This is a genomic window from Modestobacter versicolor (genome assembly GCF_014195485.1).
Taxonomy (GTDB): Bacteria; Actinomycetota; Actinomycetes; order Mycobacteriales; family Geodermatophilaceae; genus Modestobacter; species Modestobacter versicolor.
Genome location: NZ_JACIBU010000001.1, coordinates 316,660 through 328,582, shown reverse-complemented (window position 1 = coordinate 328,582; position 11,923 = coordinate 316,660). Strand labels below are relative to the sequence as shown.

The 11,923-nt window shown below is 71.5% G+C and carries 7 protein-coding genes; 3 read left to right on the top strand and 4 right to left on the bottom strand.

What is annotated here, in order from left to right:
- The first annotated feature begins 6 nt into the window (after nt 1-6).
- Nucleotides 7-1,251, top strand: a complete 1,245-nt coding sequence (locus FHX36_RS01495) for a metal-dependent hydrolase family protein (RefSeq protein ID WP_110550569.1) — start codon at nt 7-9, stop codon at nt 1,249-1,251.
- A gap of 52 nt (nt 1,252-1,303) precedes the next feature.
- Here FHX36_RS01495 and FHX36_RS01490 read toward each other — a convergent pair whose 3' ends face one another.
- The 4 genes from FHX36_RS01490 to uvrB form a co-directional block, all read right to left on the bottom strand.
- Nucleotides 1,304-2,380, bottom strand: a complete 1,077-nt coding sequence (locus FHX36_RS01490) for a TerC family protein (RefSeq protein ID WP_110550568.1) — start codon at nt 2,378-2,380, stop codon at nt 1,304-1,306.
- Between the two features lie 126 nt (nt 2,381-2,506).
- A complete protein-coding gene (locus FHX36_RS01485; protein WP_110550567.1) occupies nt 2,507-3,079 on the bottom strand; it encodes a helix-turn-helix domain-containing protein in 573 nt (190 codons plus the stop codon).
- Nucleotides 3,076-4,251 (bottom strand): TerC family protein, encoded by a 1,176-nt coding sequence (locus FHX36_RS01480; protein ID WP_246405384.1) that lies wholly within the window; start codon nt 4,249-4,251, stop codon nt 3,076-3,078. Before FHX36_RS01480 ends, FHX36_RS01485 begins: the two co-directional genes overlap by 4 nt.
- A 402-nt stretch (nt 4,252-4,653) precedes the next feature.
- Complete coding sequence (gene uvrB / locus FHX36_RS01475; RefSeq protein ID WP_110550566.1) at nt 4,654-6,771, bottom strand: excinuclease ABC subunit UvrB; 2,118 nt, start codon at nt 6,769-6,771, stop codon at nt 4,654-4,656.
- A gap of 547 nt (nt 6,772-7,318) precedes the next feature.
- Here uvrB and glgX point away from each other — a divergent pair.
- Nucleotides 7,319-9,427, top strand: coding sequence for a glycogen debranching protein GlgX (glgX, locus tag FHX36_RS01470; RefSeq protein ID WP_110550565.1), 2,109 nt, complete (start codon nt 7,319-7,321; stop codon nt 9,425-9,427).
- Nucleotides 9,424-11,757 (top strand): malto-oligosyltrehalose synthase, encoded by a 2,334-nt coding sequence (treY, locus tag FHX36_RS01465; RefSeq protein WP_181428603.1) that lies wholly within the window; start codon nt 9,424-9,426, stop codon nt 11,755-11,757. The genes glgX and treY overlap by 4 nt, the downstream gene beginning before the upstream one ends.
- Nucleotides 11,758-11,923 lie beyond the last annotated feature (166 nt).

Here is an 11,923-nt window from a genome sequence, read left to right as displayed (position 1 = left end):
TGCGGTATGACGCGACGCGTGTTCTCCGGTGGGCAGGTCCTCGACGGCACGGGCAGCCCCCCAGCACCAGGTGACGTGGCGGTGGAGGACGGCCGGGTCGTCGAGGTCGGCACCGGGCTGGACGGCGACGAGGTCGTCGACTGCACCGGGGCCACCGTGCTGCCGGGCCTGTTCGACTGCCACGTGCACGTGATGCTGAGCGGCGTCGACACCCTGCGGCACCTGCAGACCCCGTTCAGCTACGGGTTCTACGAGGCGGTGCACAACCTGCGCCGCACCCTGGCCCTGGGCATCACGAACGTGCGCGACGCCGGCGGCGCGGACCTCGGGGTCGCGGAGGCGGTGCGCAACGGCCTCATCGCCGGCCCGCGGATGCAGATCGCGATCAGCATGCTGTCCCAGACCGGCGGGCACGGCGACGGCTGGCACGTCTGCGGCGCCGAGGTGCCGCTGATGGGCCCGCACCCGGGGCGCCCGGACACCGTCGTCGACGGACCCGACGAGATGCGCCGCACCGTGCGCGAGCTGTTCCGCGCCGGCGCCGACGTCATCAAGGTCGCCACCAGCGGCGGCGTTCTCTCCGCCCGGGACGACCCGCGGCACCCGCACTTCCGCCCGGCCGAGCTCGACGTCCTGGTCGAGGAGGCCGAGGCGGCCGGTGCCTTCGTCATGGCCCACGCGCAGGGTGCGGAGGGCATCAAGGCCGCCGTGCGGGCCGGCATCCGCTCCATCGAGCACGGCATCTACCTGGACGACGAGGCGATCGAGCTGATGCTGACGCGGGGCACCTGGCTGGTGCCGACCCTCGCCGCTCCCCGCGCGGTGCTGACCGCGGTGGCCAACGGCGCCTCGCTCCCGGACGCGGTGGTCGAGAAGGCGCGGTCGGTGCAGTCGGTGCACGACGCGTCCGTCGCCCGGGCCGTCGAGGCCGGGGTCAAGGTCGCCATGGGCACCGACAGCGGCGTCGGCCCGCACGGCGACAACCTCTCCGAGCTGGGCCTGATGGCCGGCTGCGGGATGAGCCCCGAGCAGGCCTGGCACGCCGCCACCCTGTCCGCGGCCGAGCTGCTGGGCGTGGCCGACGAGCTGGGCAGCCTGGAGCCGGGCAAGCGCGCGGACGTCGTCGTCCTGGACGGCGACGCCGGCGACCTCACCGGGCTGCCCGGCCGGGTGCGCGAGGTCTGGCGGGACGGCGAGCTGGTCGCCGCCGGCGGCGCCACCGTCGACGCAGGGACGATCCCGCCGCGCTGAGCGGGCTGCTCGACCACCTCCGCTGCCCGCGGGCGGCGGAGGTGGCTGCGGCTCAGGTGTGCCGGGGCTCCTCGGCGGTCTCCGGCGCCGGAGCGGGCCGGCCGGTGGTCTCGGTGCCCACCGGGGACTCGCCCTCGGCGACCTCGGCCGGGGCGTCCTCGGTCGTCTCGCCACGCGTCTTGAGCAGGCTCGCCACGGTCGCCACCAGCAGGACGCCGAGGATGATCGACAGCGACAGCCAGATCGGGATCTCCGGCACCGCCTCGATGTGCTCACCGCCGTTGATGAACGGCAGCTCGTTGGTGTGCAGCGCCTCCATGATCAGCTTCACGCCGATGAACGCGAGGATGACGGCCAGGCCGATCGACAGGTAGACGAGCCGCTTGAGCAGGCCGCCGAGCAGGAAGTACAGCTGGCGCAGGCCCATCAGCGCGAAGATGTTCGCGGTGAAGACGATGAACGGCTCGCGGGTGAGCCCGAAGATCGCCGGGATGCTGTCCAGCGCGAAGAGCAGGTCGGTCGTGCCCAGCGCCAGGAACACCACGATCATCGGCGTCCACAGCTTCTTGCCGTTCTGGACGACGCGGATCTTGCTCTCGTGGAAGTCCGGGGTCATCGGCAGGACCTTGCGCATCCGCCGGATGAAGGCGTTCTCCTCGTAGTCCTCGTCCTCGTCGCGGTGCCGGACGAGGTTGATCGCGGTGTACACGAGGAAGGCGCCGAAGATGTAGAAGACCCAGGTGAAGCGCTCGATCAGCTCGGCGCCGAGCAGGATGAAGATCCCGCGGAGGACCAGGGCGATGATGATCCCGACCATCAGGACCTCTTGCTGCAGCTTCCTGGGCACCTGGAAGCGGGCCATGATGATCACGAAGACGAAGAGGTTGTCGACCGAGAGCGAGTACTCGGTCAGCCACCCGGCGTAGAACTCGGTGGCGAACTGCCCGTTGGTCACCGCCAGGACGACCACGCCGAAGAGCAGGGCCAGCACCACGTAGAACGTGACCCAGATGCTCGCCTCCTTCACGGAGGGCTCGTGCGGGCGGCGGACGACGAGGGCGAGGTCTGCGAGGAGCAGGACGGTGAGCCCCACGAACGTCGCGATCTCGAACCAGACGGGGAGCTCCACGAGCGCGAACTCTACGGGGCGGCTGTGAGGTGCACCGGCCAACTTCTCCGCGGCCGGCTGCGGCCCCGCTCGGCCGGCCCGGACCCCGGCGGGGGACGCACACCGCCTCCCCCGCCGGTGACCTGGTCAGGTACCGAGCGGCTGCACCGTCCGCTGCGCTGCGGGAACCCCGACGACCGGCCGGTCCGCCGCGAGCGCCGTCCCGAGCGCCGACACCGTGCTGCGCAGGCTGGCCGCCCCGGCATCGCCGAGCTGCTGCACCACGGCGGCCAGCGCCCTGATCTGCAGGCCCTGCACCTGGGCGAGGACGACCCGGCCCGCCTCGGTCAGGTGGACCAGCGAGGCCTCGGTGGCCGGGGACGCCGGGTGGCGGTGCCGGCCGAGCAGCCCGCGCTGCACCAGCGACTCGACCGTCGCCGCACCTGCCTCGTCGACCTGGCCGGTGCGCCGGGCGACGGCGCGGGGGTGCACCGCACCCTCGGCGACCGCGGCCAGCGCCTGCAGCTCGCCGGACCGCAGCCCGGAGACCACGTCCAGCCGGCGGGCCACGCCGTCGACGACCCGGCCGAGCGCGGAGAGGTCGTCGAGCAGGCCGAGCACGTCGGCCAGCCCGTCGACCGGCTGGGCCGGGGCCCGGAGCAGCTCGCCGACGTCGACGCGGTCGAGGCACCGGTCCACGACGGACGGGGCGGTGGTCATCGCCCGGCCGCCGGGCCGACGCGCTCGGCGTCCGGGTCGTCGCTGATCCGGTCGACGTCGTCGGTGCCGTCGGCGTCGTGGCTGGTGCGGTCGTCGGTGGCGGTCCGGGTATCCGTGCCCTCGATGCCGGTGGTGGGGGTCGCCGTGCCGGTGGCCGGGGTCGCGGTGCCGGCGGCGGCGTCCCGGGCCTGACGGCGCTCGCGCACCTTCCGGTCGTGCCGGAGGCTGGTCACCGTCGTCACCAGCAGGGTCACCAGGATGACCGCCAGCGAGAGCCAGGTCGGGATCTCCGGGATCACGGTGATGTGCTCGCCGCCGTTGATCCAGGACAGCTCGTTGGTGTGCATGGCGTGGATGACCAGCTTGGCGCCGATGAAGGTGAGGATCACCGCGAGCCCGTAGGCCAGGTAGACCAGCCGGTCGAGCAGGCCGTCGATGAGGAAGAACAGCTGCCGCAAGCCCAGCAGGGAGAAGGCGTTGGCGGCGAACACCAGGTAGGTGTCCTGGGTCAGACCGAAGATCGCCGGGATCGAGTCGACGGCGAAGATGATGTCGGCGCTGCCGATGGCGATGAGCGCGATGGCCAGGGGCGTGATGTACCGCTTGCCCTGCAGCTTCACCGTCATCTTGTCGCCGTGGTGCTCCTCGGTGGTCGGCACGACCCGGCGCACCAGCCGGAGGACGGCGTTCTCCTTGAACTCCTCGTCACCGTTGTGGCCACCACTGCGGGCCTGGACGACGGCGGTGTAGATCAGGATGCCGCCGAAGATCCAGAACACCCAGCTGTAGTTCTCGATCGCCGCCGCGCCGATGAGGATGAAGATCGTGCGGAGCACCAGCGCGAAGGTGATGCCGAAGAGCAGCACCTTCTGCTGGGCGATCCGGGGGACGCCGAAGCTGGCCATGATCAGCACGAAGACGAAGAGGTTGTCGACCGAGAGGCTCTTCTCGGTGATGTAGCCGGCGAAGTACTCACCGCCCGGGGTGGCCCCGCCGAACCAGAAGACGCCGAGACCGAACAGCACGGCGATGCCGACGTAGACCGCCGACCAGGTCGCGGCCTCCTTCAGCGAGGGGGCGTGCGGGGTGCGCACGTGGCCGACGAAGTCGAAGACGAGCATGCCGACGATCGCGGCGATCGTGATCGCCCAGATCCAGAACGGGACGTCCATACAGGGTGCCTCCGGTAGACAGACGTGTGTCAGTACCGGAGGTCTCCCCCACCGACGGACGTTGTCGGCCAGCAGCGCCGGAGGTCGTGGGACCTCGTGTTGACGACGGTGCTGTGGGCGGGGTACTCCCCTCCACGTCGAACCGGCTCCGAGCAGGCGGCATCGCCCAGCGGCCCCGGTTCGTCTCTGGGTGAACGCTCAACCGCCGGCCAGGGTTCCCGCCGCCGAGATCTTTTCTGCTCGGCCCTCAGCTCCGCCCGGCGACGGTGTGCGAGGAGGCCGACCCGGAGGCTCGATCACCCCGCCGGAGCGCACACCGTGACCGTCGGCCAGCTGCTCGCCCGGCCCCCTCGCAGGGGCCTGCGGCGAGCGTGCGAGCGGTGGGGCGCCAGGCGCCCCTGATCAGGCGTGCGCGGCGTCGAACTGCCGGAGCTCCCGCTTCAGCTCGTTCAGCTCGTCGCGCAGCCGGGCCGCGACCTCGAACTGCAGCTCGCGGGCGGCGGCCAGCATCTGGTCGTTCATCTGGGTGATGAGGTCGGCCAGCTCGTTGCGCGGCAGCCCCTGAACGTCGATGGACCCGGCCTTGGCCTTGCCCTTCGACGACAGCCCCGGGACCGGCGACTTCCCGCGCGACTGCTGCCGGCCGGAGCCACCGAGCAGCTCGGTGGCCGCCTCGGTGTCCTCGGCGGTCTTGTAGATGCCGTCGAGGATGTCGACGATCTTCTTCCGCAGCGGCTGGGGGTCGATGCCCCGCTCGGTGTTGTAGGCGATCTGCTTCTCGCGGCGCCGGTTGGTCTCCTCGATGGCCTGGGCCATCGACGGGGTGATCTTGTCGGCGTACATGTGCACCTGGCCGGAGACGTTGCGCGCCGCGCGGCCGATGGTCTGGATCAGCGAGGTGCCGGAGCGGAGGAAGCCCTCCTTGTCCGCGTCGAGGATCGCGACCAGCGACACCTCGGGCAGGTCGAGGCCCTCGCGCAGCAGGTTGATGCCGACGAGCACGTCGTACTCGCCCTGCCGCAGCTCGCGCAGCAGCTCCACCCGGCGCAGCGTGTCGACCTCGGAGTGCAGGTACCGCACCTTGATGCCCAGCTCGAGCAGGTAGTCGGTGAGGTCCTCGGACATCTTCTTGGTCAGCGTGGTGACCAGGACCCGCTCGTCCTTCTCGGTGCGCAGCCGGATCTCGTGGACCAGGTCGTCGATCTGGCCCTTGGTCGGCTTCACCACGACCTCGGGGTCGATCAGGCCGGTCGGGCGGATCACCTGCTCGACGACGTCACCCTGGACCTTGCCGAGCTCGTAGTGCCCCGGCGTCGCCGACAGGTACACCGTCTGGTGGATCCGGTCGGTGAACTCCTCCCACTTCAGCGGGCGGTTGTCCATCGCCGAGGGCAGCCGGAAGCCGTGCTCCACCAGGGTGCGCTTGCGGCTCATGTCGCCCTCGTACATGCCGCCGATCTGCGGCACGGTCACGTGCGACTCGTCGATGACCAGGAGGAAGTCGTCGGGGAAGTAGTCGATGAGGCAGGCGCCGGCGCTGCCAGGTGCCCGGCCGTCGATGTGCCGCGAGTAGTTCTCGATGCCCGAGCAGAACCCGACCTGGCGCATCATCTCGATGTCGTAGGTGGTGCGCATGCGCAGCCGCTGGGACTCCAGCAGCTTGCCCTGCCGGTCGAGCTCGGCCAGCCGCTGCTCCAGCTCGGCCTCGATGCCGGCGATCGCCCGCTCCATCCGGTCGGGGCCGGCGACGTAGTGGGTGGCCGGGAAGACGAACAGCTCGTCGACCTCGCGGATGACCTCGCCGGTGAGCGGGTGCAGGTAGTACAGCCGCTCGATCTCGTCGCCGAACATCTCGATCCGGCAGGCGAGCTCCTCGTAGACCGGGAAGACCTCGATCGTGTCGCCGCGCACCCGGAACGTGCCGCGGGTGAACGACAGGTCGTTGCGGGTGTACTGCTCGGTGACCAGGGTGCGCAGCAGCTCCTCCTGCGAGCGCTGCTCCCCCACCTTCACCTTGAGCGCGCGCTCCACGTACTCCTGCGGGGTGCCCAGGCCGTAGATGCAGGAGACGGTCGAGACGACGATGACGTCGCGCCGGGTGAGCAGGCTGTTGGTCGCCGAGTGCCGCAGCCGCTCCACCTCCTCGTTGATCGAGGAGTCCTTCTCGATGTAGGTGTCCGTCTGGGGGACGTAGGCCTCGGGCTGGTAGTAGTCGTAGTAGGAGACGAAGTACTCCACCGCGGCATCGGGCATGAGCTCGCGGAACTCGTTGGCCAGCTGCGCGGCCAGCGTCTTGTTCGGCGCCATGACCAGCGTCGGGCGCTGCACCTGCTCGACCAGCCAGGCGGTCGTCGCCGACTTGCCGGTGCCGGTGGCGCCCAGCAGGACGGTGTCGGTCTCGCCGGCGTTGACCCGCTCGGCGAGGGCCTTGATCGCCGCCGGCTGGTCACCGGCGGGCTCGAACTCGCTGACGACACGGAACCGCCCGCGGGTGGGCCGGATGTCGGTGGAGGTGGGCACGGGGACGACGGTACGACGGGGGTGCGACAGAACGGCACCCGTCGCCGTCCCCCGGCCCCGGAGCCGGGGCGCGCGACTGGTGGGACTGGTGGTGCCCGGGGCGCGACCGGCCCGGCCCGGGCCCTTGCCCCGACCCCGCCGGGGCCCTACCGTCCTCCCCGCACCAGCGCGCGCAGCACCGCTCCCCCACCAGCGCCACCCGGACCCCGGGCGAGGTCGGTGGGCCCGGCCGCTGCCGCCCGGTCCGGGGTCCACCGGGCCACGCACGACGCCCTCCGCGGTCCACCGCGGAGGGCGTCGTCGTCCCCGGGCCCACCTGCGCGGACACCGTCGCGACCCGCTCCCCGCCACGCCGGGCGACGTCTTGGCAGACTCCGGTCGGAGATCCGCCCCCACCCGGCGCCCCCGCGCACGTGTCCTGCCTCATGAACAGGTGTGCGGAGCCCGAGCTGCGGGCATCTGACCTCGGACCCCCTGGGGTCCAGCCGCCACGACCCGTGCCTGCCCCCCGCGCAGGCACGCACTGCTTCAGGAGGACGACCTCTTCATGACCACCCAGGTGTGGCCCGGTTCCGCCTACCCCCTCGGAGCGACCTACGACGGCACCGGCACCAACTTCGCCATCTTCAGCGAGGTGGCCGAGAAGATCGAGCTGTGCCTGTTCGACGAGCAGGGCAACGAGGAGCGCATCCGGCTCCCGGAGATGGACGCGTACGTCTGGCACGCCTTCCTCCCCGGCATCCAGCCCGGCCAGCGCTACGGCTTCCGGGTGCACGGCCCGCACGACCCCGCCCAGGGGCTGCGGTGCAACCCGAACAAGCTGCTGCTCGACCCCTACGCCAAGGCCATCGACGGCCAGATCGACTGGGACGAGTCGGTCTTCGGCTACCGCTTCGAGTCCGGCGAGCGGAACGACGACGACTCGGCGGCGCACATGCCGAAGTCCGTCGTCATCAACCCCTACTTCGACTGGGGCGTCGACCGCCCGCCGAAGACGCCCTACAACAAGACGGTCATCTACGAGGCCCACGTCAAGGGCCTGACCATGACCCACCCGCGCGTGCCCGAGGACCTGCGCGGCACCTACGCCGGCGTCGCGCACCCCGCGATCATCGAGCACCTGCAGGAACTGGGCATCACCGCCATCGAGCTCATGCCGGTGCACCAGTTCGTGCAGGACGACACGCTGCTGCAGAAGGGCCTGCGCAACTACTGGGGCTACAACACGATCGGCTTCTTCGCGCCGCACAACGAGTACGCGCAGGACACCGACGGCCAGCAGGTGCAGGAGTTCAAGGGCATGGTCCGCGCCCTGCACGAGGCGGGCATCGAGGTCATCCTCGACGTGGTCTACAACCACACCGCCGAGGGCAACCACATGGGCCCGACGCTGTCGTTCCGCGGCATCGACAACAAGGCCTACTACCGGCTGGTCGAGGGCGACGAGCAGTACTACATGGACACCACCGGCACCGGGAACTCGCTGAACGTCGCGACCCCGCAGTCGCTGCAGCTGATCATGGACTCGCTGCGCTACTGGGTGACCGAGATGCACGTCGACGGCTTCCGCTTCGACCTCGCGTCGTCGCTGGCCCGCCAGTTCCACGAGGTCGACCGGCTGTCGGCGTTCTTCGACCTGGTCCACCAGGACCCGATCGTCAGCCAGGTCAAGCTGATCGCCGAGCCGTGGGACATCGGCGACGGCGGTTACCAGGTCGGCAACTTCCCGGCGCTGTGGACCGAGTGGAACGGCAAGTACCGCGACACGGTCCGCGACTTCTGGCGCGGCGAGGACGCCACCATCGGCGAGTTCGCCAGCCGCATCTCCGGCTCGGCCGACCTGTACCAGCACTCCGGCCGGCGCCCGGTGGCCAGCATCAACTTCGTCACCGCGCACGACGGCTTCACCCTCAACGACCTGGTCTCCTACAACGAGAAGCACAACGAGGCCAACGGCGAGGACAACAACGACGGCGAGAGCCACAACCGCAGCTGGAACTGCGGCGTCGAGGGCGACACCGACGACCCGGAGATCCTGGCGCTGCGCGCGCAGCAGCGGCGGAACTTCATCGCCTCGCTGATGCTCAGCCAGGGCGTGCCGATGCTGCTGCACGGTGACGAGCTGGGCCGCACCCAGCGCGGCAACAACAACGGCTACTGCCAGGACGACGAGATCACCTGGATCAACTGGGAGGACGTCGACGAGGGCCTGCTGGAGTTCACCAAGCTGGTCACCAAGCTGCGCACCGACCACCCGACCTTCCGCCGCCGCCGGTTCTTCCACGGCCGCCCGGTGCGGCGCGAGGAGGGCGACCCGGTGCAGGACATCGCCTGGCTCACCCCCGGCGGTGACGTGATGGACGACGACGACTGGGACGTCGGCTTCGCCAAGTCGCTGGCCATGTACCTCAACGGCCACGGCATCCGGGAGACCGACGAGCGCGGCGAGGACGTCGTCGACGACTGCTTCTACCTGGCCTTCAACGCCCACCACGAGCCGATCGACTTCACCCTGCCCAGCAGTGACTACGCCGAGGGCTGGACGGTCGTCGTCGACACCGCCGAGCTCGGCGAGGTCGAGCCGCTGCAGGTCAAGGCCGGCGAGACGCTGACCGTCGCCGCCCGCGCCACCGTGGTCCTCCAGGCGGCGCCGTGACCGAGCAGGCTCCCGAGCAGCACGGCCGCCGTCGGGAGGTGCCGGCCGGCACCTACCGGCTGCAGGTGACGGCGGAGTTCACCCTGGACGACGCGGCGTCGGTGGCCGGCTACCTCGCCGACCTCGGGGTGACCCACGCCTACTCCTCGCCGCTGCTGCGGTCCGCCGCGGGCAGCACGCACGGGTACGACACCGTCGACCACGAGCACGTCGACGAGCCGCGCGGCGGGCGGGCCGGCCTCGACCGGTTCGTCGCCGCGCTGCACGAGCGGGGTCTCGGCCTGGTGCTGGACCTGGTGCCCAACCACATGGGCGTCAGCGACCCGGCGGAGTCGAGCTGGTGGTGGGACCTGCTCCAGCACGGCCGGGGCAGCGCGCACGCCGACGCGTTCGACGTCGACTGGGACTTCGGTGGCGGGAGGGTCCGCGTCCCGGTGCTGGGCAGCGCGGACGACGTCTCGAAGCTCGAGGTCGTCGACGGCGAGCTGCGCTACTACGACAACCGGTTCCCGATCGCGCCGGGCACCGGCGACGGCACCCCGCAGGAGGTGCACGACCGCCAGCACTACGAGCTGGTCGACTGGCGCCGCGCCGACGACCAGCTCAACTACCGCCGGTTCTTCGCGATCAACACCCTCGCCGGGCTGCGGGTGGAGGACCCCGAGGTCTTCCGGGCCACCCACGCGCTGGTCGTGGAGCTGGTGGGGTCCGGCGCGGTCGACGCGCTGCGGATCGACCACCCGGACGGGCTGGCCGACCCGAAGGGCTACCTGGACCGGCTCGCCGAGGCCACCGGCGACCGGTGGACCGTGGTGGAGAAGATCCTCGAGCCGGGCGAGGAGCTGCCGGGCAGCTGGCGGACGGCCGGGACGACGGGCTACGACGCGCTCACCGAGGTCGACGGCGTGCTCGTCGACCCCGCGGGCGAGGCCCCGATCACCGCGCTGGACACCGAGCTGGCCGGCCACCGGGTCGACTACGCGCAGCTGGTGCACGACTGCAAGCGCGAGGTCACCGACGGCATGCTCGGCTCGGAGGTGGCCCGGCTGCACCGCATCGTCGGCGAGCTGCCGGGCGTGCCGGCCGAGCAGGTCACCGAGGGGCTGGCCGAGCTGCTCGCCAGCTTCCCGGTCTACCGCAGCTACCTGCCCGACGGCCGCGAGCACCTGGACGAGACGGTGGCCGCGGTCAAGCTCCGCCGTCCCGACCTCACCGCCGCCGTCGACGCGCTGCACCCGCTGCTGGGCACGGCCGGCACCGAGCTGGCCACCCGGTTCGAGCAGACCTCCGGGCCGGTGATGGCCAAGGGCGTCGAGGACAGCGCCTACTACCGGTGGTCGCGGTTCGTGGCGCTCAACGAGGTGGGCGGCGACCCGGCACGGTTCGGGACGACGGTCGAGGCGTTCCACGCCGCGCAGCAGCACCGCCAGGAGGTCAAGCCGGCGTCGATGACGACGCTGTCCACCCACGACACCAAGCGCAGCGAGGACGTCCGGTCGCGGCTGGCCGTGCTGGCCGAGCTGCCCACCGAGTGGGCCGGCCTGGTGCGCGGCTGGACCGGCCGGCACCCGCTGGCCGACCGGTCGCTGGCGCACCTGGTGTGGCAGAACCTGGTCGGCGCCTGGCCGCTGTCCCGGGAGCGGGCGCACGCCTACGTGGAGAAGGCGGCCCGCGAGGCCGGCACCTCGACCACCTGGACCAACCCGGTGCAGGAGTTCGAGGACCAGCTGCACGCCCTGGTCGACGCCGCGTTCGACGACGCGACGACGCACGCGGAGATCGAGCAGTTCGTCGCCCGGATCGCGCCGTTCGGGTACTCGAACTCGCTGTCGCAGAAGCTGCTGCAGCTGACGATGCCCGGCGTCCCGGACGTCTACCAGGGCACCGAGCTCTGGGACTTCTCGCTGGTCGACCCGGACAACCGCCGCCCGGTCGACTACGACCAGCGGCGCAGCCTGCTGGCCCGGCTGGACGAGGGCTGGGTGCCGCCGGTCGACGAGACCGGGGCGGCCAAGCTGCTGGTGGTCTCCCGCGCGTTGCGGCACCGGCGCGACCACCCGGAGGCGTTCACCGGCTACACCCCGGTCGAGGCCACCGGCGCGGCCGCCGACTGCGTGGTCGCCTTCGACCGCGGCGAGGTGGTCACCGTCGCCACCCGGCGCCCGGTGCACCTGGCCGAGGCCGGGTGGGGCGAGACGGCCCTGCACCTGCCGACCGGTGCGTGGCAGGACCTGCTCACCGGCGGCCGGGTCGTCTCGACGGCCGGCGGGGCCCCGCTGGCGGAGGTGCTCGCCCAGCTGCCGGTCGCCCTGCTCGTCCGGGAGCACTGAGGAACGGCACACGGACGGTCACGGGCCGGGGACGCTGCGGCGTTCCCGGCCCGGCCTGTCGGCGGCCGTCCTGCGGGTATGCCCGAGCCCGCTCGCGCAGCGGCTGCGGAACCGGGCGGTCTCGTTGACAGTGGTGCGCGTGCCCGGGCCACACCGGACGGGCACG

Bases quoted from the DNA above. Each gene is read 5' to 3' on its own strand.
- FHX36_RS01495 (WP_110550569.1), top strand. From the start codon at position 7: ATGACGCGACGCGTGTTCTCCGGTGGGCAGGTCCTCGACGGCACGGGC.
- FHX36_RS01480 (WP_246405384.1), bottom strand. From the start codon at position 4,251: ATGGACGTCCCGTTCTGGATCTGGGCGATCACGATCGCCGCGATCGTC.
- FHX36_RS01485 (WP_110550567.1), bottom strand. From the start codon at position 3,079: ATGACCACCGCCCCGTCCGTCGTGGACCGGTGCCTCGACCGCGTCGAC.
- glgX (WP_110550565.1), top strand. From the start codon at position 7,319: ATGACCACCCAGGTGTGGCCCGGTTCCGCCTACCCCCTCGGAGCGACC.